This is a genomic window from Pseudomonas sp. FH1 (assembly GCF_000510895.2).
Classification (GTDB): domain Bacteria; phylum Pseudomonadota; class Gammaproteobacteria; order Pseudomonadales; family Pseudomonadaceae; genus Aquipseudomonas; species Aquipseudomonas azotoformans_A.
The window spans coordinates 363138-386950 of sequence record NZ_AOHM01000129.1 but is presented as its reverse complement, the minus strand read 5'-3'; the positions used below and the strand labels follow the sequence as shown (position 1 = coordinate 386950).

The window sequence follows — 23813 nt, the reverse complement described above, 5'->3', positions numbered from 1 at the left end:
TTTCCTTTCTATCTATAAGTCAGTGACAGGGTTGCGGGAAAACCGAAGCAATCATCACGCCGAAACGCGTGGAATGGTGTCGTCAGCGCGCAGGGTGAAGATCTCGTAGCCGGTCTCGGTGACCAGCAGGGTGTGTTCCCACTGGGCCGAGAGCTTGCGGTCCTTGGTGATAGCGGTCCAGCCGTCGCCCAGCACCTTGGTGTCGGCCTTGCCCTGGTTGATCATCGGCTCGATGGTGAAGGTCATGCCCGCCTTGAGCTCCATGCCGGTGCCAGCGCGGCCGTAGTGCAGGATCTGCGGCTCTTCGTGGAACACGGTGCCGATACCGTGGCCGCAGAATTCGCGCACCACCGAGAAGCCGTTCTTTTCCGCGTGCTTCTGGATCACTTCACCGATGTCGCCCAGGCGGCAGCCAGGCTTGACGATTTCGATGGCCTTGTACATGCATTCCTGGGTGACCTGGGACAGGCGCTCGGCCCAGACCGGCACGGTACCGACGTGGAACATGCGGCTGGTGTCGCCGAAGTAGCGGTCCTTGATCACGGTGACGTCAATGTTCAGGGTGTCGCCGTCCTTCAATGGCTTGTCGCCTGGAATCCCGTGGCAGACCACGTGGTTGACCGAGGTGCAGATCGACTTGGGGAAGCCTTTGTAGTTCAGCGGCGCAGGGATGGCGCCCTGCACGTTGACTATATAGTCGTGGCAGATCTGGTTCAGGGTTTCGGTGGTGACGCCGGGCTTGACGTGTTCGGCGATCATTTCCAGCACGTCGGCAGCCAGTTTGCCGGCGATGCGCATGCCAGCGATGTCTTCGGCGGTTTTCAAGCTAACGGTCATACAGGCTCTCTCTAGCGCGACGCGCTGAAATCAATACGGTTTACGGGCGTGCGACAAAAGGTTGCAGAGTTCGCACAAGCCACAGAAAACGCGATTCTAACAGACGATGGCCTCAAATCATGAGCCTCTGATGATCGCTTCTCTCTATAAGGTAGGGCTATGTCGGCTCTATTCAAGGGGTTACACGAAAGCGCGCAGCGGCAAATGTGATTGCGTATTCCGTTTTTGCCGATGCTGTGGTATAAAATGCGCCGCTTTCCGGGGATACCTCGTAAAGCTTAAATCCACACACGTGTCGACACGATGACCTGGGTGCCGGAGGCCTTGATGCCGCTGGTTGGTCATTGGGATACGTGGAGGCCAAACCCGACTTATTAAGGAACTATCATGTCCCAAGTCAACATGCGCGATATGCTGAAGGCCGGTGTGCACTTCGGTCACCAGACCCGTTACTGGAACCCGAAAATGGGTAAATACATTTTCGGCGCGCGTAACAAGATCCACATTATCAACCTTGAAAAAACCCTGCCAATGTTCAACGAAGCTCTGACTTTCGTAGAGCGCCTGGCCCAGGGCAAAAACAAGATTCTGTTCGTCGGCACCAAGCGTTCCGCTGGCAAGATCGTTGCTGAAGAAGCAGCACGTTGCGGTTCGCCGTACGTCGATCACCGCTGGTTGGGCGGCATGCTGACCAACTTCAAAACCATCCGTGCTTCCATCAAGCGTCTGCGTGACCTTGAAGTGCAAGCCGAAGACGGTACTTTCGCCAAGCTGACCAAGAAAGAAGCGCTGATGCGCTCCCGTGACCTGGAAAAGCTCGATCGTTCCCTGGGTGGTATCAAGGACATGGGCGGTCTGCCTGACGCACTGTTCGTTATCGACGTTGATCACGAGCGCATCGCGATCACCGAAGCCAACAAGCTGGGCATCCCTGTTATCGGCGTAGTCGATACCAACAGCAGCCCGGAAGGCGTTGACTACATCATCCCAGGCAACGATGACGCAATCCGCGCTATCCAGCTGTACATGGGTTCGATGGCTGACGCTGTAATCCGTGGTCGCAACCACGTTGCTGGTGGTACCGAGCAGTTCGTTGAAGAAGCTCCGGTAGCTGCCGCTGAGTAATTAGCGCCCTGGCGTTGACTCAGTAAGCAAAAAGGGGGCTTGGCCCCCTTTTTGCCACCTCGAAAACCGTTTGTCGGTAACGCAACTACATCATTTGTAACGTGCAGTGGCCTACAACGGAGATTCGGGAAGAATTGATCGCCCGTTTGATCGGGTGGAATGGTTGAAAACCTATCCAAGAGGATTTTGAAATGGCAGAGATTACTGCAGCGTTGGTTAAAGAACTGCGTGAGCGTACCGGCGAAGGCATGATGGATTGCAAAAAGGCCTTGACCAAGGCCGGCGGCGACATCGAAAAAGCCATCGACGACATGCGTGCCTCGGGCGCCATCAAGGCTGCCAAGAAAGCCGGCAACGTCGCTGCTGAAGGCGCTATCGCTCTGGTTGAAGACGGTAAAGCTGCCGTTCTGCTGGAAGTGAACTCGCAGACCGACTTCCTGGCCCTGCAAGATGACTTCAAGGCATTCGTTGCTGCCAGCGTCAAGAAAGCATTCGACGACAAGCTGACTACCGTTGAGCCGCTGATCGAAGCACAAGAAGCTGATCGCCTGGTACTGGTCGGCAAGGTTGGCGAAAACGTCAACATCCGTCGCCTGACTCGCGTTGAAGGTGATGTGGTTGGCGGTTACCTGCACGGCAACAAGATCGGTGTAGCCGTTGTTCTGAAAGGCGGCGACGTTGAGCTGGCCAAAGACATCGCTATGCACGTTGCTGCAAGCAACCCAGAATTCCTGCTGCCTTCGGAAGTTTCTGACGACGCGATCGAGCGTGAAAAAGCTGTGTTCCTGAGCCTGAACGCCGACAAGATCGCCGGCAAGCCAGAAAACATCGTTGAAAACATGATCAAAGGCCGTATCAGCAAGTTCCTGGCTGAAGCGAGCCTGGTTGAGCAGGCGTTCGTCAAGAACCCTGAAATCAAGGTTGGCGAACTGGCTAAGAAAGCCGGTGCTGAAATCGTTTCCTTCACTTACTACAAAGTAGGCGAAGGCATCGAGAAGCCGGTCGACAACTTCGCTGAAGAAGTTGCTGCCCAGCTGGCTGCCGCCAAGCAATAAGACAGTTTTCAACTGTCGCCCGAAAGAGGCTGCCCGCTCACGCGCGCAGCCTCTTTTCAAATGGGAAGGCCGATTTTAATTGGCTTCCCTTCGGAACTGGCTTACAAAGCCGTGTTCCGATGGCGCTGTAGCAGCGTCCAGCTAGAGTGAACGCAAGCCGTAAACGGCTCGCCAAGAATTTTTAAAAATACGCCGCAGGAGAGATTCGCAATGGCTCAGCAGGGCAGTGGTTATCAGGCTCGCTATAAACGCATTCTACTCAAGCTTAGCGGCGAGGCCCTGATGGGCTCGGAAGAGTTCGGGATCGATCCCAAGGTGCTCGACCGCATGGCGTTGGAAGTCGGCCAGCTGGTCGGTATTGGCGTACAAGTCGGCCTGGTGATTGGCGGTGGCAACCTGTTCCGCGGTGCGGCACTGAGCGCCGCCGGCATGGATCGGGTCACTGGCGACCACATGGGCATGCTGGCCACTGTGATGAACGCCCTGGCCATGCGTGACGCCCTGGAGCGTGCCAACATCTCGGCTATCGTGATGTCGGCTATTTCCATGGTCGGCGTGACCGATCACTATGACCGCCGCAAAGCCATGCGCCACCTGAATTCCAAGGAAGTGGTGATCTTCGCTGCTGGTACGGGCAACCCGTTCTTCACCACCGACTCCGCAGCCTGCCTGCGCGCCATCGAAATCGACGCTGACGTGGTGCTGAAGGCGACCAAGGTGGATGGCGTGTACACTGCCGATCCATTCAAAGACCCGCATGCCGAGAAGTTCGATCATCTGACCTACGATGAAGTGCTGGATCGCAAGCTGGGCGTGATGGACCTGACGGCTATTTGCCTGTGCCGCGACCACAAGATGCCGCTGCGCGTATTTAACATGAACAAGCCCGGCGCCCTGCTGAATATCGTACACGGCGGCGCAGAAGGGACTCTGATCGAGGAAGGCCAACAATGATCAACGAAATCAAGAAAGACGCCCAGGCGCGTATGCAGAAATCCCTGGAATCCCTGAGCCATGCATTCGGCCAGATCCGTACCGGCAAAGCGCACCCAAGCATCCTGGGTAGCGTGATGGTGCCTTACTACGGTTCCGATACCCCGATCAGCAGCGTCGCCAACATTACCGTTAAAGACTCGCGCACCCTGCAAGTCGTCGCGTTCGAGCGCAACATGCTGGGTGCTGTCGACAAGGCCATCCAGAGCGCCGGTTTGAACCTCAACCCGACCAACCTGGGTGAGTTGCTGTTGATCTCCATGCCCGCCCTGACTGAAGAAACCCGCAAGGGCTTCACCAAGCAGGCACGCAGCGCAGCCGAAGACGCCCGTGTTGCCGTGCGCAACATTCGTCGCGATGCCCTGGGTGACCTGAAGAAACTGGTCAAGGACAAGGAAATCAGCGAAGACGAAGAGCGTCGTGCCACCGCTGATATCGACAAGCTGACCAAAGATGCCGAGGCCCAGATCACCAAGGCCACGGAAGAAAAAGAAAAGGACCTGATGGCCGTATAAGGGGTCAGGACGCCTTCATGGAAAAGACCAAGCAGACTGTACCCTCTGTGGTGCCGCGCCATGTCGCGATCATCATGGATGGGAATAATCGCTGGGCGAAGAAACGCTTTATGCCGGGTGTTGCCGGGCATAAAGCGGGTGTCGATGCGGTAAGGGCTGTGATTGAGGTGTGCGCCGAAGCCAAGGTCGAGGTGCTGACCTTGTTCGCCTTCTCCAGTGAGAACTGGCAACGGCCCGCCGAAGAAGTCAGCGCCTTGATGGACCTGTTCTTCAAGGCCTTGCGTCGTGAAGCCAAGCGCCTCAACGACAACAACATCAGCCTGCGCATCATCGGCGATCGCTCGCGCTTTCATCCCGAACTGCAAGCCGCCATGCGCGAAGCCGAGGCCATTACGGCCGGGGCCAATCGATTTGTGCTACAGATCGCAGCCAACTACGGTGGCCAGTGGGATATCGCCCAGGCTGCACAGCGTCTGGCGCGTGAAGTGCAGGCCGGTCATCTACGGCCGGACGACATCACCCCCGAACTCTTGCAAACCTGCCTGGTGACTGGCGATCTGCCGTTGCCTGACTTGTGCATCCGTACCGGTGGCGAGCACCGCATCAGCAATTTCCTGCTGTGGCAGCTGGCGTACACCGAGCTGTACTTCTCCGACCTGTTCTGGCCGGACTTCAAACACGATGCCATGCGCAATGCGCTGGCCGATTTCGCTTCCCGTCAGCGTCGCTTCGGTAAAACGAGCGAGCAGATCGAAGCTGGAGCCCGGGTTTAAATGCTTAAACAACGAATCATCACAGCACTGATCCTGTTGCCGATTGCCTTGTGTGGGTTTTTCCTGCTCGACGGTTCCGCCTTTGCGCTGTTTATCGGCCTGGTCGTCACCCTCGGTGCCTGGGAATGGGCGCGTCTGGCGGGTTTCAGCGCGCAATTGCCGCGTGTCGTGTATGCCGCTGTCGTGGCTGCCTTGGCGTTCCTCTTGTACATCCTGCCGGACCTTGCGCCTTGGGTGTTGGGGGCGGCCGTGCTGTGGTGGGCGCTGGCGACATTGCTGGTGCTGACCTTTCCACGCACCAGCGGCAAGTGGTCAAGTGTGGCCTGCAAGTTGGTGATTGGCTTGTTGATTCTGTTGCCGGCCTGGCAAGGGTTGGTGGAGATCAAGCGTTATCCAATGGGTAACTGGCTGATCCTGGCGGTGATGGTGCTGGTCTGGGGCGCTGATATCGGTGCGTACTTCTCAGGCCGGGCCTTCGGCAAGCGCAAGCTGGCGCCGGCGGTCAGTCCAGGCAAGAGCTGGGAGGGCGTGTATGGCGGCCTGGCGTTGACGCTGGTGATCGCGCTGGTCGTCGGTGTTGTGCGTGGCTGGTCGGTGAAAGAGATTTTCCTGGCGCTGCTGGCCACTGCCATCGTCGTGTTCATCTCGGTCGTGGGCGATCTCACCGAAAGCATGTTCAAGCGTCAGGCCGGGATCAAGGACAGCAGTAACCTGCTGCCGGGTCACGGCGGCGTGCTGGACCGTATCGACAGCCTGACCGCTGCCATCCCGATCTTCGCAGTACTCTTGTGGATGACCGCTTCGTGAGCCGCCTGCAGCAAGTCACCGTGCTGGGTGCAACCGGTTCGGTGGGGCTGAGCACCCTCGATGTTATTGCTCGTCATCCTGATCGCTACCAGGTCTTTGCCCTGACCGGTTTTACCCGTTTGAGCGAATTGCTGGCCTTGTGCGTGCGTCATGCGCCGCGTTTCGCCGTGGTGCCTGAGGCGGCGGCGGCTCGTGGGCTGCAGGACGATCTGCGGGCTGCCGGGCTGTCCACTCAAGTGTTGGTGGGTGAGGAGGGGCTGTGTCAGGTCTCGTCCGATGCTGAAGTCGATACTGTCGTCGCCGCCATTGTCGGCGCAGCGGGCCTGCGCCCAACCTTGGCTGCCGTGGATGCTGGCAAGAAGATCCTGCTGGCCAATAAAGAAGCGCTGGTGATGTCCGGTGCGCTCTTTATGCAGGCAGTGCGCAAAAGTGGTGCTGTGCTGCTGCCCCTCGATAGCGAACACAATGCAATTTTCCAGTGCATGCCCGGTGACTATGCCCGTGGCTTGAGTCAGGTGGGCGTGCGCCGGATCTTGCTGACCGCCTCTGGTGGTCCGTTCCGACAAACCCCACTGGCAGAGTTGGAGCACGTATCGCCCGACCAGGCGTGCGCTCATCCGAACTGGTCCATGGGGCGCAAGATCTCCGTGGATTCAGCGAGCATGATGAACAAAGGCCTGGAGCTGATCGAGGCGTGCTGGTTGTTCGATGCGCGTCCGGATCAGGTCGAGGTGGTGATTCACCCACAAAGTGTGATTCATTCCCTGGTCGACTACGTGGACGGTTCGGTCCTGGCGCAGTTGGGCAACCCTGATATGCGCACGCCGATTGCCAACGCCCTGGCCTGGCCGGAGCGGATCGACTCGGGCGTAGCACCTTTGGACCTGTTTGCCGTGGCCCGCCTGGATTTCGAGGCGCCGGACGAACAACGCTTCCCTTGCCTACGCCTGGCGCGGCAGGCGGCTGAAGCGGGTAACAGCGCGCCGGCGATGCTCAACGCGGCCAACGAAGTGGCTGTGGCAGCGTTTCTCGAACGGCGCATCCGCTTTCCGCAGATCGCGAGTATCATCGAGGACGTCCTGGCGCTTGAGCCTGTCGTCGCGGTGAATGAGCTTGGGGCCGTCTTCGAGGCCGATACCAAGGCTCGGGCCCTGGCAGAACAATGGTTGAGCCGCAACGCGCGTTAGTCTGCAGGCAGGTTTGAGTCTTCAGGCACTGGATTGGAATGCGGAGAAATTAGATGAGTGCGCTTTACATGATTGTCGGCACCCTGGTTGCTCTGGGTGTGCTGGTTACCTTCCACGAATTCGGCCACTTCTGGGTGGCGCGTCGTTGCGGCGTCAAGGTACTGCGCTTTTCCGTCGGTTTCGGCATGCCGCTGGTGCGCTGGCACGACCGTCGTGGCACCGAGTTCGTGATTGCAGCCATTCCGCTGGGTGGCTACGTCAAGATGCTCGATGAGCGCGAAGGCGAAGTGCCGGCAGATCAGTTGGATCAGTCTTTCAATCGCAAGACCGTTCGTCAGCGTATCGCCATTGTCGCCGCCGGCCCGATCGCCAACTTCCTGTTGGCGATGGTGTTCTTCTGGGTGTTGGCCATGCTGGGCAGCCAGCAGGTGCGTCCGGTCATTGGTGCGGTCGAGTCGGACAGTATTGCCGCCAAGGCTGGATTGGTTGCCGGGCAGGAAATTGTTTCCATTGATGGCGAACCCACCACGGGCTGGGGCGCGGTCAATTTGCAGTTGGTGCGTCGCCTCGGTGAAAGCGGCATCGTCAATGTGGTGGTGCGCGAGCAGGATTCCACCAGCGAAACCCCGCGTGAGCTGGCCCTCGATCATTGGCTCAAGGGCGCTGATGAGCCTGATCCGATCAAGTCCCTGGGCATACGCCCATGGCGTCCGGCCTTGCCGCCGGTCCTCGCTGAGCTGGACCCGAAAGGTCCGGCCCAGGCTGCCGGCCTGAAAACCGGTGATCGCCTGTTGGCCCTTGACGGGCAGGTGCTGGGTGACTGGCAGCAGGTGGTCGATCTGGTTCGTGTACGTCCTGATACTAAAATTGTGCTGAAAGTTGAGCGCGACGGTGCTCAAATCGACGTCCCGGTGACCTTGTCGGTCCGTGGGGAAGCCAAGGCTGCTGGGGGTTACCTGGGTGCCGGGGTCAAGGCTGTCGACTGGCCGCCATCGATGGTGCGCGAGGTGAGCTACGGGCCGTTGGCAGCGATTGGTGAAGGTGCAAAACGCACTTGGACCATGAGTGTGCTGACCCTGGAATCCCTCAAGAAAATGTTGTTCGGCGAGCTCTCGGTAAAAAACTTGAGTGGACCGATAACCATTGCTAAAGTGGCGGGCGCTTCTGCCCAGTCGGGTGTCGCGGATTTCCTGAATTTCCTGGCTTATCTGAGTATTAGCCTGGGTGTTCTGAATTTGTTGCCCATTCCTGTACTGGATGGGGGGCATCTGTTGTTTTATCTGGTCGAGTGGGTGCGTGGTCGCCCCTTGTCGGATCGGGTGCAGGGTTGGGGGATACAGATCGGTATCAGTTTGGTGGTCGGGGTGATGTTATTAGCCTTGGTCAACGATCTGGGTCGACTGTAACGCTTCGCTGAATTGCGAATCTGCCGCATTTTGCGGCAGTTTGTTTATTGCCAGTTGGAATAAGAAAGGACTTCATGAAACGTCTGCTGCTAACTGCGGTTCTCACCGTATTGATGATCGCCGAAGTTCACGCCGAGTCCTTCACCATCTCCGATATTCGCGTCAACGGCCTCCAGCGGGTTTCCGCGGGTAGCGTCTTTGGTGCATTACCGTTGAACGTCGGTGAACAGGCTGATGACCGTCGCCTGGTGGAATCCACTCGTGCGCTGTTCAAAACCGGTTTCTTTCAAGACATCCAACTGGGTCGCGAAGGCAACGTCCTGGTCATCACCGTGGTCGAGCGACCTTCCGTCGCCAGTATCGAGATCGAAGGCAACAAGGCGATCTCTACTGAAGATCTGATGAAAGGTCTCAAGCAATCCGGCCTGGCCGAAGGCGAGATCTTCCAGCGCGCCACCCTTGAAGGTGTGCGTAACGAACTGCAACGCCAGTACGTTGCCCAGGGTCGCTATTCCGCGACCGTGGAAACGGAAGTGGTGCCGCAACCTCGTAACCGTGTCGGCCTCAAGGTCAACATCAACGAAGGCACCGTGGCGGCGATCCAGCACATCAACGTGGTGGGCAATACCAAGTTCGCTGATGAAGACCTGATCGACCTGTTCGAACTCAAGACCACCAACTGGTTGTCGTTCTTCAAGAACGATGACAAGTACGCCCGCGAAAAGCTGTCCGGTGACCTGGAACGCCTGCGTTCCTACTACCTGGACCGTGGTTATATCAACATGGATATCGCTTCGACCCAGGTGTCCATCACCCCGGACAAGAAGCACGTCTACATCACCGTCAACGTCAACGAAGGCGAGAAGTACAAGGTTCGTGACGTGAAGCTGAGCGGCGACCTGAAAGTGCCTGAAGACCAGGTCAAGGCGCTGTTGCTGGTGCAGAAGGACCAAGTGTTCTCGCGCAAGCTGATGACCACCACTTCCGAGCTGATCACCCGTCGCCTGGGTAACGAAGGCTACACCTTCGCCAACGTCAACGGCGTGCCGACGCCCCATGATGATGACCACACCGTGGACATCACCTTTGTGGTCGATCCAGGCAAGCGTGCCTACGTGAACCGTATCAACTTCCGTGGCAACACCAAGTCTGCGGACGAAGTGCTGCGTCGTGAAATGCGCCAAATGGAAGGTGGCTGGGCATCGACTTACCTGATCGACCAGTCCAAGACCCGTCTTGAACGCCTGGGCTTCTTCAAGGAAGTCAACGTCGAAACCCCGGCCGTACCGGGTGTGGATGACCAGGTTGACGTGAACTACGCCGTGGAAGAGCAAGCATCGGGTTCCATCACCGCCAGCGTCGGTTTCGCACAGAGTGCCGGTCTGATCCTCGGTGGTTCGATCACCCAGAACAACTTCCTGGGTACCGGTAACCGTGTTTCCATCGGCCTGACCCGAAGCGAATACCAGAGCCGATACAACTTCGGTTATACCGACCCCTACTGGACTGCTGATGGTGTGAGCCTGGGCTACAACGCCTTCTACCGCACCACCGACTACAAAGACCTCGACGTTGACGTTGCAAGCTATGCGATCGACAGCCTCGGCGCCGGTGTCAACGTGGGCTATCCGATCAGCGAGACTTCGCGTCTGACGTTCGGTTTGACCGCGCAACAGGATGAGATCAAGACCGGTGTGTACACCGTGGACGAGATCTTCGACTTTACCCGTCGTGAAGGTGACAAGTTCCTGAACTTCAAGGCGTCTGCCGGCTGGTCCGAGTCGACCCTGAACAAAGGTGTACTGGCAACCCGTGGTCACTCCCAGAGCCTCACCCTGGAAACCACCACGCCGGGCAGCGACCTGTCGTTCTTCAAACTCGACTACCGTGGCCAGTTGTTCACGCCGTTGAGCGACAACTACACCATGCGCCTGCACACTGAACTGGGTTATGGCGATGGTTATGGCTCCACCAATGGTCTACCGTTCTACGAGAACTACTACGCGGGTGGCTTCAACTCCGTGCGTGGTTTCAAAGACAGCACCTTGGGCCCTCGTGGTACTCCAAGCCGTGGTGTTGGCGTAACCGGTAACCAGGGCACTGTGGTTGACTCGGACAATGACCCACTGCCGTTTGGTGGTAACGTTCTGATCCAGGGCGGTGCGGAAATCCTGTTCCCGCTGCCGTTTGTGAAAGATCAGCGTTCCCTGCGGACTTCGGTCTTCTGGGACGTGGGTAACGTGTTCGACTCCAAGTGCGAGCAGATCACCAACCCGAGCGGTGTGAAGTCCAAGACCGAGTGCAACGACGTGAGCCTCAGTAATCTGGCAAGCTCCGTGGGTGTGGGTGTGACCTGGGTGACCGCGCTGGGCCCATTGAGCTTTGCTCTGGCCATGCCGATCAAGAAACCGGATAACGCTGAAACCCAGATTTTCCAATTCTCCCTCGGCCAGACGTTCTAAGCGTCTGACCCAAGATAACGACAACGGATTCTGTAGGAGTGCATCGTGCGTAAGTTGACTCAATTGGTTCTGCTGGCAACCGTGCTGGTAGCGACCCCGGCCTTCGCCGAAATGAAAATCGCTGTCCTGAACTATCAGATGGCCCTGCTGGAGTCCGATGCGGCCAAGCGTTATGCCGTGGATGCCGAGAAAAAGTTCGGCCCACAACTGACCAAGCTCAAGACTCTGGAAAGCAGCGCTAAAGGTATCCAGGATCGTCTGGTTGCCGGTGGCGACAAGATGCAGCAAGGCGAGCGCGAGCGTCTGGAGCTTGAATTCAAGCAAAAAGCCCGTGACTACCAGTTCCAGTCCAAAGAACTGAACGAAGCCAAGGCTGTTGCTGACCGTGAAATGCTGAAACAACTGAAGCCGAAACTCGACAGCGCTGTAGAAGAAGTCATCAAGAAAGGTGCCTTTGACCTGGTGTTCGAGCGTGGCGCTGTGATCGACGTCAAGCCTCAATACGACATCACCCGTCAGGTGATCGAGCGCATGAACCAGCTGAAGTAAGCCATGACCGCGACTATCAAGCTCGGCGAGTTGGCCGAGTTCCTGGGAGCCACCTTGCGTGGCTCCCCGGAGAAAGAAATCACTGGGCTAGCCACCTTGCAGGAGGCTGGCCCAGCTCAGTTGAGCTTCCTCGCAAACCCCCAATACCGTAAATACCTGGTCGATAGCCAAGCTGCAGCCGTGTTGCTGAAAGCCGCTGACGCCGAAGGGTTTGCCGGGGATGCGCTGGTGGTGCCTGACCCGTATCTGGCCTATGCGCGGGTGTCGCACCTGTTCGATCCGAAACCCAAGGCTGCTGCCGGTATTCATCCGTCTGCGGTCATTGCCGAGGATGCCCAGGTTGATCCTGCGGCCAGCATCGGCGCCTTTGCGGTGATCGAGAGTGGGGCACGCATTGCGGCCGATGTCACGGTTGGTGCCCACTGCTTTATCGGCGCGCGCTGCCAAATCGGCGCCGGCGGTTGGCTGGCGCCGCGCGTGACCCTGTACCACGATGTGCGTATCGGTGAGCGTGTAGTCATCCAGTCGGGTGCCGTGATTGGCGGTGAAGGTTTCGGCTTTGCCAACGCCAAGGGCATCTGGAACAAGATCGCCCAGGTCGGCGGTGTGCTGATCGGTGACGACGTGGAAATCGGCGTGAACACGGCTGTCGATCGCGGGGCCCTGGCCGATACCGTGATTGGCAATGGCGTGAAGCTCGACAACCAGATCCAGATCGCCCATAACGTGCAGATTGGCGATCACACCGCCATGGCGGCCTGCGTGGGTATCTCCGGCAGCACCAAGATCGGCAAGCATTGCATGCTCGCCGGTGGCGTTGGGCTGGTAGGGCATATCGATATTTGCGACAACGTCTTCATCACCGGCATGACCATGGTCACCCACTCGATCACCGAGCCAGGGGCCTATTCTTCCGGTACCGCCATGCAGCCTGCGGCTGAATGGCGCAAGAGTGCAGCACGGTTGAGGCAGCTCGACGACATGGCTCGACGTCTCAAACAGCTGGAAAAGCGTGTTGGGGACGTGACCCCTGGCGGTAATGCTTCATCAGAAGGCTGATACCATTTCCATATCAAGTGTGCACAGCCGCTAGACTGCCTCCTTGATTTGCTAGCGGGGCGTGCGTTTAGTTCGCCCGCCCCCAATCTTTATTACAGGCTTCCCCCCGAAATGATGGACATCAACGAGATTCGCGAATACCTGCCTCACCGTTACCCGTTCCTGCTGGTGGATCGCGTAGTGGACCTCAACATCGAGGAAAAGCGCATTCGTGCCTACAAGAATGTCAGCATCAACGAACCGTTCTTCAACGGTCACTTTCCCGCGCATCCCATCATGCCGGGTGTGTTGATCATCGAAGCGATGGCCCAGGCTGCCGGTATCCTTGGTTTCAAAATGCTCGACCTCAAGCCTGCCGACGGCACGCTTTACTATTTCGTGGGCTCCGACAAGTTGCGTTTCCGCAACCCGGTTACCCCGGGTGACCAGTTGATCCTGGAAGCCAAGTTCATCAGCTGCAAGCGCCAGATCTGGAAGTTCGAATGCCAGGCTTCGGTGGACGGCAAGCCGGTATGCTCCGCCGAGATCATCTGCGCGGAACGCAAACTATGAGTTTGATTGACCCTCGCGCAATCATCGATCCGTCGGCCGTTCTGGCCGCCGACGTTGAGGTCGGCCCCTGGTCGATCATCGGCGCAGGTGTGGAAATCGGCGAGGGGACTGTCATCGGGCCGCACGTGATCCTCAAAGGTCCGACCCGCATTGGCAAACACAATCGCATCTACCAGTTCTCGTCGATAGGCGAGGACACCCCGGACATGAAGTACAAGGGGGAAGAAACACGCCTGGTAATCGGTGACCACAACATCATCCGTGAAGGCGTGACCATTCACCGTGGTACCGTTCAGGATCGGGCCGAGACCACCCTGGGTGATCACAACCTGGTGATGGCCTATGCGCATATCGGTCACGACAGCGTCATCGGCAACCACTGCATCCTGGTCAACAACACCGCGTTGGCCGGGCATGTGCACGTTGACGATTGGGCGATTCTGTCCGGGTTCACCCTGGTCCATCAGTACTGCCATATTGGCGCCCACAGCTTTTCCGGCATGGGCACCGCCATTGGCAAGGACGTTCCGGCATTTGTCACGGTATTCGGCAACCCGGCCGAAGCGCGCAGCATGAACTTCGAAGGCATGCGCCGTCGTGGTTTCAGCGAAGACGCCATCCACGCCCTGCGCCGAGCCTACAAGGTGGTTTACCGCCAGGGGCTCACGGTTGACCAGGCGTTGACCCAACTGGTCGAGCCGGCAGCGTTGTTCCCGGAAGTCGCGGTGTTCCGTGACTCGATCCAGGCGTCGACCCGCGGCATCACCCGCTGATCATGGCCAATCTGCGTATCGCGCTGGTGGCCGGGGAAGCTTCCGGCGACATTTTGGGCGCAGGTCTTATGCGGGCCCTCAAGGCCCAGCATCCGGCGGTTGAATTCATTGGCGTCGGCGGTCCACTGATGCAGGCTGAAGGGCTCACGTCCTACTTCCCTATGGAGCGTTTGTCGGTCATGGGGCTGGTCGAAGTGCTGGGTCGCCTGCGTGAGCTGTTGGCCCGTCGCAAGCTGCTGATCCAGACCCTGATCGAAGAAAAGCCCGACGTGTTCATCGGCATCGATGCGCCGGATTTCACGCTCAATATCGAACTCAAATTACGTCAGGCCGGCATCAAGACCGTGCACTACGTCAGCCCGTCCGTGTGGGCGTGGCGGCAAAAGCGCGTGCTCAAGATCCGTGAAGGCTGTGACCTGATGCTGACGTTGCTGCCGTTCGAGGCCCGATTCTACGAAGAGAAGGGCGTGCCGGTAAGGTTTGTCGGACATACCCTGGCCGACACGATTCCGTTGCAGGCTGACCGCGCCGCCGCGCGTGCCGAACTGGGCTTGCCCGACGGCCCGTTGGTCGCGCTGATGCCTGGCAGTCGTGGTGGCGAAGTTGGCCGGCTGGCCTCGGTATTTTTTGATGCTGCCGAGCGTCTGCAAGCCTTGAAACCGGGCGTACGTTTCGTGCTGCCCTGCGCGAGCCCGCAGCGTCGTGCGCAGATCGAAACGCTGCTGGAAGGCCGCAACCTGCCGTTGACCCTGCTCGACGGCCAGTCGCACCTGGCCCTGGCAGCCTGTGATGCGGTGCTGATTGCCTCCGGCACTGCCACTCTGGAGGCCTTGCTCTACAAGCGTCCGATGGTGGTGGCCTACCGCTTGGCGCCGCTGACCTTCTGGATTCTCAAGCGCATGGTCAAAAGCCCTTACATCTCCCTGCCCAACCTGCTGGCCCAGCGCCTGTTGGTACCGGAATTGTTGCAGGACGATGCGACGCCTGAGGCCCTTGCGCAAACGCTACTACCGTTGATCGACGGCGGCGAAGAACAGACCCGTGGTTTTGACGACATCCATCGCATATTGCGCCGCGATGCCTCGAACCAGGCGGCCGACGCCGTGCTGACCTTGATCGGCCAGAAAAAGGAAAGCGTATGAACACGCAAATAGGCCTGGATTTCAGCCTGGTTGCCCAAGCCCACGAACTGGTCGCCGGTGTCGACGAAGTCGGGCGTGGGCCTTTGTGCGGTGCCGTGGTCACGGCGGCGGTGATCCTCGATCCGAACCGTCCGATCCTCGGCCTCAATGACTCGAAGAAACTCACCGAGGCGCGCCGTGAAAAGCTCTACGATGAGATCATCGAAAAAGCCTTGAGCTGGCACATCGCCCGGGCCGAAGTCGAAGAAATCGACGAGCTGAATATTCTTCACGCCACCATGCTCGCGATGCAGCGTGCGGTTGAAGGCCTGCACATCACGCCAAAAATGGCGATGATCGACGGTAACCGTTGCCCCAAGCTGGCCATGCCTTCTGAGGCAGTGGTGAAGGGCGATAGCAAGGTACCTGCCATCGCAGCCGCCTCGATCCTCGCCAAAGTCAGCCGTGATCGTGAAATGGCCGCGTTCGAATTGATCTACCCCGGCTACGGCATTGGCGGGCATAAAGGCTATCCGACGCCCGTTCATCTGGAAGCCCTGGCTCGCCTGGGGCCGACGCCGATCCATCGCCGTTCGTTCGCCCCGGTTCGCCAGGCCTACGAGCTGCGCGAGAGCCTCAACGAGGTCTAGTCGCAAGGCTGATGTTTTGCTCAAGGCCCGGTACAATCCGGGCCTTGTTGTTTTCCACGTATAAGAGATCACTATGCCGGCTTCATTCGTTCACCTACGCCTGCACACTGAATACTCCTTGGTCGACGGCCTGGTACGGATCAAACCGCTGGTCAAAACCCTGGTGGGCATGAACATGCCTGCGGTCGCGGTGACCGATCAGAACAACATGTGCTCCCTGGTCAAGTTCTACAAGAACGCCATGGGCGCCGGCATCAAGCCGATCTGCGGCGCCGATCTATGGCTGTCCAACAAAGATCCGGATAACCCGCTGAGCCGCATCAGCCTGTTGGCGATGAACGGCGTGGGTTATCGCAACCTCACCGAACTGATTTCCCGTGGTTTCATCGACGGCCAGCGCAATGGCTCGATCATCATCGAGCGCGAATGGGTCGCCGAGGCCAGCGATGGCCTGATCATGCTGTCGGCCGCCAAAGAGGGCGAAATCGGTGTCGCGCTGTTGGGCGGCAACCCGCAGGAAGCCGAAGTCTTGGCCAAGGAGTGGATGCAGGTCTTCCCTGACCGTTTCTACCTGGAAGTCCAGCGCACCAATCGCCCCAACGACGAAGAGCACCTGCACGCCGCCGTGGCCCTGGCTGACAAGTTGGGCGCGCCGCTGGTTGCCACCAACGATGTGCGCTTCATCAAGAAGGAAGATTTCGAGGCCCACGAAACCCGCGTGTGCATCGGTGAAGGCCGGGCCTTGGACGACCCGCGTCGCTCGAAGAACTACAGCGAAGAGCAGTACCTCAAAAGCGCCGACGAAATGGCCGAACTGTTCAGCGACCTGCCCGAGGCCCTGGAAAACTCCGTCGAAATTGCCAAGCGTTGCAACATCGAAGTCAAGCTGGGCAAGCACTTCCTGCCCAACTTCCCGATTCCGGATGGCATGACCATCGACGAGTACTTCCGCAAAGTCTCGTTCGACGGCCTCGAAGAGCGGCTCAGCGTCCTGCTGCCCAAGGAAACCACCGAAGATTACGACGCCAAGCGCCAGGTCTACGTCGATCGGCTGAATTTCGAGCTGGATATCATCATCCAGATGGGGTTCCCCGGTTACTTCCTGATCGTAATGGACTTTATCCAGTGGGCCAAAAGCAACGGCGTGCCGGTAGGTCCGGGACGGGGGTCGGGTGCCGGTTCGCTGGTGGCTTACGTACAGAAGATTACCGACCTCGACCCGCTGGAATATGACCTGCTGTTCGAGCGCTTCCTGAACCCGGAACGGGTTTCCATGCCCGACTTCGACGTCGACTTCTGCATGGACGGCCGTGACCGCGTGATCGAGTACGTGGCCGAGAAATACGGTCGCAATGCGGTGAGCCAGATCATCACCTTCGGTTCCATGGCGGCGAAGGCTGTAATCCGTGACGTGGCGCGGGTGCAGGGCAAGTCCTACGGCTTGGCGGACCGTCTGTCGAAGATGATCCCGTTCGAAGTCGGCATGACCCTGGAAAAAGCCTACGAGCAGGAAGAAATCCTGCGCGACTTCATCAAGATCGATGAAGAAGCCGCCGAAATCTGGGACATGGCGCGCAAGCTTGAAGGCGTGGTGCGTAACGTCGGTAAACACGCCGGCGGTGTGGTGATTGCGCCTACAAAGCTCACCGACTTTTCGCCGATTTATTGCGACGAAGAAGGCGACGGCCTGGTAACCCAGTTCGATAAGGATGATGTGGAGGCGGCCGGCCTGGTGAAGTTCGACTTCCTCGGCCTGCGGACCCTGACGATCATCGACTGGGCGCTCAAGACCATCAACCGTGACCGCGCCAAGGTCAACGAAGCGCCGCTGGATATTGCGTTTATCCCGCTGGACGACAAACCGACCTACCAGTTGCTGCAAAAGGCCGAAACCACGGCGGTGTTCCAGCTTGAGTCGCGGGGCATGAAAGAGCTGATCAAAAAGCTCAAGCCCGACTGCCTGGAAGACTTGATCGCACTGGTGGCCCTGTTCCGTCCGGGCCCGCTGCAATCGGGCATGGTGGACGACTTCATCAACCGTAAGCACGGCCGCGCCGAGCTGGCGTATCCGCACTCTGACTACCAGTATGAAGGCCTCAAGCCGGTATTGGCGCCGACTTACGGCATCATCCTGTATCAAGAACAGGTGATGCAGATCGCCCAGGTGATGGCCGGTTACACCCTGGGTGGCGCGGACATGCTGCGTCGCGCCATGGGTAAGAAAAAACCCGAGGAAATGGCCAAGCAGCGTGGCGGTTTCATTGAGGGTTGTGCAACCAACAATATCGACGCGGACCTGGCGGGTAACATTTTCGACCTGGTGGAAAAATTCGCCGGTTATGGCTTCAACAAATCCCACTCCGCCGCCTACGGCCTGGTGTCGTACCAGACTGCCTGGCTGAAGGCCCACTACCCGGCGCCATTCATGGCGGCGGTACTCTCGGCGGATATGCACAACACCGACAAGGTCGTGACCTTGATCGAAGAAGTGCGCACCATGAAGCTGCGCCTCGATGCGCCGGACGTGAACGCCTCTGAGTTCAAGTTCACGGTGAACGACGAAGGCCGCATCATTTATGGCCTGGGCGCGATCAAAGGCGTAGGCGAAAGCCCGGTGGAAGCTATCGTTGAAGCGCGTCAGAGTGGGCCGTTCGCCGACCTGTTCGACTTCTGCGCGCGGGTTGACCTCAAGCGCATTAACAAGCGTACCCTCGATGGCCTGATCCGCAGCGGCGCACTCGACCGTCTCGGCCCGTATTTCCATGATGAGCCCAAGGCTTACCAGGCGAATATCGACCGCAACCGTGCGGTGCTGCTCACCGCCATGGAAGAAGCGATCAAGGCTGCCGAACAGACCGCCCGCACCCATGACAGCGGCCATGCCGACCTGTTTGGCGGGTTGTTCGTCGAAGAAGACGCGGATGTGTACGCTAACCACCGCAAGGCCAAGGAGCTGACTCTCAAGGAGCGCCTCAAGGGTGAGAAAGACACCTTGGGCCTGTACCTTACCGGTCACCCGATTGATGAATACGAGGGTGAGATCCGCCGTTTCGCCCGTCAGCGCATCATCGACCTGAAACCTGCGCGGGATACCCAGACCGTTGCCGGCATGATCATCGCCTTGCGGGTGATGAAGAATAAAAAGGGCGACAAGATGGGCTTCATCACCCTTGACGACCGTTCAGGGCGCATTGAAGCCTCGCTGTTTGCCGATGCCTTCCACTCCGCACAGTCGCTGTTGCAGACCGATGCCATGGTGGTGGTGGAAGGGGAGGTCAGCAACGATGACTTCTCCGGCGGCCTGCGGCTGCGGATCAAGCGGGTGATGAGCATGGAAGACGCGCGCACCAATCTGGCCGAAAGCCTGCGCTTGAAGGTAAAAACCGAAGCGCTCAAGGGCGATCAGCTACGCTGGTTGGGTGATTTGCTCAAGCGCCACCGTGGCGCGTGCCCGGTGACCATGGAGTACACCGGCAGTGACGCCAAGGCCATGCTGCAGTTTGGCGAGACCTGGCGAATTGATCCGGCTGATGGCTTGATTCAAGCATTGCGTGACCAGTTCGGCCGTGACAACGTCTTCCTCCAATACCGTTGACGGTCAGGCAGTCCTACATAGCCTGATCTCGACTGAACATTTAATCTCGACCTAAACGCGCCTCTCCCTTAAGGTAGGGCGCGAATAGACAACCGGCTGGCCAGGCACGCCCTGGCCGTCGACCCAAGACGGACGCTTATGAACCCGAATTTTCTTGATTTCGAACAGCCGATCGCTGACCTGCAAGCCAAGATCGAAGAGCTGCGCCTGGTCGGCAATGACAATTCGCTGAATATCGGCGATGAGATCGCTCGCCTGCAAGACAAGAGCAGCACGCTCACCGAAGACATCTTCGGCAAGCTGACCAGCTGGCAGATCGCGCGCCTGGCCCGCCACCCGCGCCGTCCGTACACCCTGGACTACATTCAGCACATCTTCACCGAGTTCGACGAGCTGCACGGCGACCGCCACTTCTCCGACGACGCGGCCATCGTGGGCGGTATTGCTCGCCTGGACGACCAGCCGGTAATGGTGATCGGTCACCAGAAAGGCCGTGAAGTGCGCGAAAAAGTGCGCCGCAACTTCGGCATGCCGCGTCCTGAAGGCTACCGCAAGGCGTGCCGCCTGATGGAAATGGCCGAACGCTTCAAGATGCCGATCCTGACCTTCATCGACACGCCGGGTGCTTACCCAGGTATCGACGCTGAAGAGCGCAACCAGAGCGAAGCGATCGCCTGGAACCTGCGCGTCATGGCCCGCCTGAAAACCCCAATCATCGCCACCGTGATTGGTGAGGGTGGTTCCGGCGGAGCACTGGCTATTGGCGTCTGTGACCAGTTGAACATGCTGCAGTATTCGACCTACGCGGTGATTTCGCCGGAAGGTTGCGCCTCGATCCTGTGGAAAACGGCCGAGAAAGCGCCGGACGCTGCCGAAGCCATGGGTATCACCGCTGATCGCCTCAAAGGTTTGGGTATCGTGGATAAAGTCATCGCCGAGCCTTTGGGCGGCGCCCACCGCGACCCGGCTGCTGCCGCCGCGACGATCCGTGCTGAACTGGGTTCGCAGCTGGCGATGCTCAAGAAGCTGGATAACGAAGCGCTGCTGGCCCGTCGTTATGAGCGTTTGATGAGCTACGGTCTCTGATCTGACCGACGACGCTGCACCATTGTGGGAGCGGGCATGCTGTGAAAACTTCTCTGCCTGCCCGGCTCCTGCAAACCCTGGCCCCCTGGCGCAATGCCCCGGCCTGGCACATCGCATTCTCGGGTGGGCTTGATTCCACCGTCCTGCTGCACCTCCTCGCCAATTTGGCCAACACCGAATCGCTCCCGCCCCTCAGTGCTGTGCATGTTCATCATGGCCTACAAGCTGCAGCTGATGCATGGCCCGCTCACTGTCAGTCGACATGCGACAGCCTGGGCGTGCCGTTGCGCGTGATGCGTGTGCAGGTGCAACCCGGCGCCAGTCTTGAGCGTGCTGCCCGTGACGCGCGTTACCAGGTGTTTACCGAGGTGACCGGAGCAGGGGAGGTGCTACTGACGGGCCAGCATCGCGACGATCAGGCAGAAACCTTGTTGTTCCGTCTGCTGCGTGGGGCAGGGGTGCGCGGGCTGGCGGCAATGCCGGTACAGCGCTCGCTGGCGGCAGGCTACCTTGTACGGCCCTTGTTGGATGTCCCGCGTGCAGAGCTGGAAGCCTATGCCGAGGCGCACCAGCTCACATGGATTGAAGATCCTTCGAACGCGGACTCGCGGTTCTCCCGTAATTACCTGCGCCACCGCGTGCTTCCAGTACTGGCGGAGCGCTGGCCGCAGGCTAACTCAAACCTGGCGCGGACTGCCGAGCACCTCAATGAGGCCCAGGCCCTGCTGGATGAGTTGGCACAGATGGACCTGCAAGCGGCCAATCAGCCTTCGCCGTTTCCCTGGTTGCACTTGCCGTCCCTGTCGCTTACGCCGTTGCGCGAGCTATCCGACGCCCGCCAACGCAACGCCCTACGTCACTGGCTAACCCCTCTGACCCGTTTGCCCGACAGCGACCACTGGGCCAGTTGGTATTCCCTGCGGGATGCCAAGGGTGACGCACAACCCCAATGGCGCTTGGCTGATGGCGAATTGCACCGCAGCGGTGAACGTATCTGGTGGCTGCCCTCCACTTGGTCGGAATTTTCCGACGCAACGGTGAGCTGGCCCGATCCGCAAAACCCACTAGAGTTACCCGGCAATGGTCAGGTGAAACTGACGGGCAGGATACCCGGAGGCCCATTGACGATCCGCTACCGCCAGGGCGGCGAAATCCTTGCTGTGCCCGGCCGAGGTCGGCGCGACTTGAAGCGCCTGCTTAACGAAAGTGGCCTGCCGGGTTGCGTCCGTGGCAGATTGCCGCTGCTTTACCAGGGCGAGCAATTGCTGGGTGCGCCCAGCCTTGCGGGACTCTGGCCGGCACCAAGTGATGACTGGCAATTACATTGGATGCCACAGACCTGCGATCAAGGTTTGAGCTGATAGCGCCTTTCCGGTAGACTACGCTCCCTTCTTGATACAACTTCTGTGGATTCGTTTGAATCGCAGCAGTTGCCGATTACCAAGCAGTCTTTGCTGGGCGATTCCAAAAAATGTGTAGCGATCAACGTACCGGTGTTTCATTGCTGGTCTGTCACCACGCGGCGGTTTTTTTGAAAGGTGCACTGTGATTAATGCAGGTGATCGGGGGCTTCGGCCTTCCTTCGCTTTCCCCGGCGGCTCGGACCGCTTTAACGCAGACTTCTAGGGTTTTTCATGACGCGCTACATATTCGTCACGGGCGGTGTTGTTTCTTCATTGGGGAAAGGCATCGCATCGGCTTCATTGGCGGCCATCCTGGAGGCGCGGGGACTTAAGGTCACCATGCTCAAGCTGGACCCGTACATCAACGTTGACCCGGGCACCATGAGCCCGTTCCAGCACGGTGAAGTGTTCGTCACCCACGACGGCGCCGAGACCGACCTGGACCTGGGCCACTACGAGCGGTTCATCCGCACGACAATGACCCAGAACAACAACTTCACCACCGGCCGTGTCTACGAGCACGTGCTGCGCAAGGAGCGCCGTGGTGACTACCTGGGTGCAACTATCCAGGTGATCCCGCACATCACCGACGAGATCAAGCGCCGCATCATCAAGGGTGCAGGCGATGCCGACGTGGCCATGGTCGAGATCGGTGGCACCGTCGGTGACATCGAGTCGCAACCGTTCCTCGAAGCCATCCGCCAGCTGCGTTTCGAAGTCGGCGCCAAGCGCGCGATGCTGATGCACCTGACCCTGGTCCCGTACATCGCCACCGCCGGCGAAACCAAAACCAAGCCTACCCAGCATTCGGTCAAGGAACTGCGTTCCATCGGCCTGCAGCCGGACGTGTTGGTGTGCCGCTCCGATCACCCGATCGACATTTCCTCGCGTCGCAAGATCGCGCAATTTACCAACGTTGAAGAACGTGCGGTGATCGCGCTGGAAGACGCCGACACCATCTACAAGATCCCGGGCATCCTGCATTCGCAAGGCCTGGACGATTTTGTGGTCGAGCGTTTCGGCCTGCAATGCAACGGTGCGGACCTGTCCGAGTGGGAAGCCGTGGTCGACGCCAAGCTCAACCCTGAGCACGAAGTCACCATCGCGATGGTCGGCAAGTACATGGAACTGCTGGACGCGTACAAGTCGCTGATCGAAGCGATGAGCCACGCCGGTATCAGCAACCGTACCAAGGTCAACCTGCGCTACATCGACTCTGAAGACATCGAGAACCAAGGCACTGCCTTGCTCGAAGGTGTCGACGCGATCCTCGTTCCCGGCGGTTTCGGCCTGCGTGGCGTGGAAGGCAAGATCACCGCTGTTCAATATGCTCGCGAGAACAAGGTGCCGTACCTGGGTATCTGCCTGGGCATGCAAGTGGCCGTCATCGAGTTCGCCCGTAACGTGCTGGGCTGGAAAGACGCCAACTCCACCGAGTTCGACAGCAAGAGCGGTCACCCGGTCGTGGGCCTGATCACCGAGTGGGAAGATGCCACCGGCGCGGTCGAGACCCGTACCGAAGCGTCCGACCTGGGCGGCACCATGCGCCTCGGCGCGCAGGACTGCCTGCTGGAGCCGGGCTCGCTGGTTCACGATTGCTACGGCAAGGACGTGATCGTCGAGCGTCACCGTCACCGCTACGAAGTGAACAACAACCTGCTGCCGCAAATCAAAGAGGCCGGCCTGAAAATCTCCGGTCGCTCCGGTGATGGCGCGCTGGTTGAAGTGGTCGAAGCACCGGATCATCCGTGGTTCGTGGCGTGCCAGTTCCACCCTGAGTTCACCTCGACGCCGCGCGACGGTCACCCGTTGTTCAGCGGTTTCGTCAAGGCCGCACTGACGCAACACCAGAAGAAGGCGTAACC

General features: G+C 59.0%; 20 protein-coding genes. 19 read left to right on the top strand and 1 reads right to left on the bottom strand.

Translation table 11 applies throughout. From position 1 onward, the window contains the following. Nucleotides 1–54: 54 nt before the first annotated feature. Nucleotides 55–837 carry a type I methionyl aminopeptidase gene (gene map / locus H096_RS29605; RefSeq protein ID WP_012722594.1) on the bottom strand — a complete coding sequence of 261 codons (783 nt, stop codon included), beginning with the start codon at nt 835–837 and terminating at the stop codon, nt 55–57. 387 nt (nt 838–1224) lie between these two features. On the opposite strand from map, the gene rpsB reads away from it, so the two are divergent. From rpsB to H096_RS29510, 19 genes are all read left to right on the top strand, one after another. After that, nucleotides 1225–1962, top strand: coding sequence for a 30S ribosomal protein S2 (gene rpsB, locus H096_RS29600; protein WP_003189158.1), 738 nt, complete (start codon nt 1225–1227; stop codon nt 1960–1962). A 191-nt stretch (nt 1963–2153) separates the two neighbouring features. After that, nucleotides 2154–3017: a translation elongation factor Ts gene (tsf, locus tag H096_RS29595; protein ID WP_033902793.1), complete on the top strand. Its 864-nt coding sequence runs from the start codon at nt 2154–2156 to the stop codon at nt 3015–3017. Between the two features lie 210 nt (nt 3018–3227). Continuing rightward, entirely contained in the window at nt 3228–3971 is a 744-nt protein-coding gene (pyrH, locus tag H096_RS29590; RefSeq protein ID WP_003189161.1) for a UMP kinase, read from the top strand. Then, on the top strand, nt 3968–4525 hold the full coding sequence (gene frr / locus H096_RS29585; protein WP_012722596.1) for a ribosome recycling factor: 558 nt from the start codon (nt 3968–3970) through the stop codon (nt 4523–4525). The genes pyrH and frr overlap by 4 nt, the downstream gene beginning before the upstream one ends. Nucleotides 4526–4542: 17 nt before the next feature. Beyond that, complete coding sequence (gene uppS / locus H096_RS29580; RefSeq protein ID WP_016974405.1) at nt 4543–5298, top strand: polyprenyl diphosphate synthase; 756 nt, start codon at nt 4543–4545, stop codon at nt 5296–5298. Next, on the top strand, nt 5299–6105 hold the full coding sequence (locus tag H096_RS29575; protein ID WP_033902792.1) for a phosphatidate cytidylyltransferase: 807 nt from the start codon (nt 5299–5301) through the stop codon (nt 6103–6105). Next, a complete protein-coding gene (ispC, locus tag H096_RS29570) occupies nt 6102–7292 on the top strand; it encodes a 1-deoxy-D-xylulose-5-phosphate reductoisomerase (RefSeq protein WP_033902791.1) in 1191 nt (396 codons plus the stop codon). Before H096_RS29575 ends, ispC begins: the two co-directional genes overlap by 4 nt. A gap of 53 nt (nt 7293–7345) precedes the next feature. After that, nucleotides 7346–8698, top strand: a complete 1353-nt coding sequence (gene rseP / locus H096_RS29565; RefSeq protein WP_033902790.1) for a sigma E protease regulator RseP — start codon at nt 7346–7348, stop codon at nt 8696–8698. 74 nt (nt 8699–8772) lie between these two features. Next, entirely contained in the window at nt 8773–11160 is a 2388-nt protein-coding gene (bamA, locus tag H096_RS29560; protein WP_033902789.1) for an outer membrane protein assembly factor BamA, read from the top strand. Nucleotides 11161–11205: 45 nt separating this feature from the next. Next, nucleotides 11206–11709, top strand: coding sequence for an OmpH family outer membrane protein (locus tag H096_RS29555; RefSeq protein ID WP_033902788.1), 504 nt, complete (start codon nt 11206–11208; stop codon nt 11707–11709). Nucleotides 11710–11712: 3 nt separating this feature from the next. Then, a complete protein-coding gene (gene lpxD, locus H096_RS29550; RefSeq protein ID WP_033902787.1) occupies nt 11713–12768 on the top strand; it encodes a UDP-3-O-(3-hydroxymyristoyl)glucosamine N-acyltransferase in 1056 nt (351 codons plus the stop codon). A gap of 111 nt (nt 12769–12879) precedes the next feature. After that, on the top strand, nt 12880–13320 hold the full coding sequence (fabZ, locus tag H096_RS29545) for a 3-hydroxyacyl-ACP dehydratase FabZ (protein ID WP_016976866.1): 441 nt from the start codon (nt 12880–12882) through the stop codon (nt 13318–13320). Continuing rightward, complete coding sequence (gene lpxA, locus H096_RS29540) at nt 13317–14093, top strand: acyl-ACP--UDP-N-acetylglucosamine O-acyltransferase (protein ID WP_033902786.1); 777 nt, start codon at nt 13317–13319, stop codon at nt 14091–14093. Before fabZ ends, lpxA begins: the two co-directional genes overlap by 4 nt. Nucleotides 14094–14095: 2 nt before the next feature. Then, nucleotides 14096–15235, top strand: a complete 1140-nt coding sequence (gene lpxB, locus H096_RS29535; protein WP_033902785.1) for a lipid-A-disaccharide synthase — start codon at nt 14096–14098, stop codon at nt 15233–15235. After that, a complete protein-coding gene (rnhB, locus tag H096_RS29530; protein ID WP_033902784.1) occupies nt 15232–15864 on the top strand; it encodes a ribonuclease HII in 633 nt (210 codons plus the stop codon). Before lpxB ends, rnhB begins: the two co-directional genes overlap by 4 nt. A 73-nt stretch (nt 15865–15937) precedes the next feature. Then, nucleotides 15938–19459 carry a DNA polymerase III subunit alpha gene (dnaE, locus tag H096_RS29525; protein WP_033902783.1) on the top strand — a complete coding sequence of 1174 codons (3522 nt, stop codon included), beginning with the start codon at nt 15938–15940 and terminating at the stop codon, nt 19457–19459. A 138-nt stretch (nt 19460–19597) separates the two neighbouring features. Continuing rightward, nucleotides 19598–20545: an acetyl-CoA carboxylase carboxyltransferase subunit alpha gene (locus H096_RS29520; RefSeq protein ID WP_016976871.1), complete on the top strand. Its 948-nt coding sequence runs from the start codon at nt 19598–19600 to the stop codon at nt 20543–20545. A 41-nt stretch (nt 20546–20586) separates the two neighbouring features. Further along, a complete protein-coding gene (gene tilS / locus H096_RS29515; protein WP_033902782.1) occupies nt 20587–21906 on the top strand; it encodes a tRNA lysidine(34) synthetase TilS in 1320 nt (439 codons plus the stop codon). A 273-nt stretch (nt 21907–22179) separates the two neighbouring features. Beyond that, entirely contained in the window at nt 22180–23811 is a 1632-nt protein-coding gene (locus tag H096_RS29510) for a CTP synthase (RefSeq protein ID WP_010212443.1), read from the top strand. Nucleotides 23812–23813: the final 2 nt, after the last annotated feature.

Excerpts from the sequence above, each read along its gene's own strand:
- map (WP_012722594.1), bottom strand. The coding sequence starts at position 837 with ATGACCGTTAGCTTGAAAACCGCCGAAGACATCGCTGGCATGCGCATC.
- rpsB (WP_003189158.1), top strand. The coding sequence starts at position 1,225 with ATGTCCCAAGTCAACATGCGCGATATGCTGAAGGCCGGTGTGCACTTC.
- tsf (WP_033902793.1), top strand. The coding sequence starts at position 2,154 with ATGGCAGAGATTACTGCAGCGTTGGTTAAAGAACTGCGTGAGCGTACC.
- pyrH (WP_003189161.1), top strand. The coding sequence starts at position 3,228 with ATGGCTCAGCAGGGCAGTGGTTATCAGGCTCGCTATAAACGCATTCTA.
- frr (WP_012722596.1), top strand. The coding sequence starts at position 3,968 with ATGATCAACGAAATCAAGAAAGACGCCCAGGCGCGTATGCAGAAATCC.
- uppS (WP_016974405.1), top strand. The coding sequence starts at position 4,543 with ATGGAAAAGACCAAGCAGACTGTACCCTCTGTGGTGCCGCGCCATGTC.
- H096_RS29575 (WP_033902792.1), top strand. The coding sequence starts at position 5,299 with ATGCTTAAACAACGAATCATCACAGCACTGATCCTGTTGCCGATTGCC.
- rseP (WP_033902790.1), top strand. The coding sequence starts at position 7,346 with ATGAGTGCGCTTTACATGATTGTCGGCACCCTGGTTGCTCTGGGTGTG.
- bamA (WP_033902789.1), top strand. The coding sequence starts at position 8,773 with ATGAAACGTCTGCTGCTAACTGCGGTTCTCACCGTATTGATGATCGCC.
- lpxD (WP_033902787.1), top strand. The coding sequence starts at position 11,713 with ATGACCGCGACTATCAAGCTCGGCGAGTTGGCCGAGTTCCTGGGAGCC.
- fabZ (WP_016976866.1), top strand. The coding sequence starts at position 12,880 with ATGATGGACATCAACGAGATTCGCGAATACCTGCCTCACCGTTACCCG.
- lpxA (WP_033902786.1), top strand. The coding sequence starts at position 13,317 with ATGAGTTTGATTGACCCTCGCGCAATCATCGATCCGTCGGCCGTTCTG.
- lpxB (WP_033902785.1), top strand. The coding sequence starts at position 14,096 with ATGGCCAATCTGCGTATCGCGCTGGTGGCCGGGGAAGCTTCCGGCGAC.
- rnhB (WP_033902784.1), top strand. The coding sequence starts at position 15,232 with ATGAACACGCAAATAGGCCTGGATTTCAGCCTGGTTGCCCAAGCCCAC.
- dnaE (WP_033902783.1), top strand. The coding sequence starts at position 15,938 with ATGCCGGCTTCATTCGTTCACCTACGCCTGCACACTGAATACTCCTTG.
- H096_RS29520 (WP_016976871.1), top strand. The coding sequence starts at position 19,598 with ATGAACCCGAATTTTCTTGATTTCGAACAGCCGATCGCTGACCTGCAA.
- H096_RS29510 (WP_010212443.1), top strand. The coding sequence starts at position 22,180 with ATGACGCGCTACATATTCGTCACGGGCGGTGTTGTTTCTTCATTGGGG.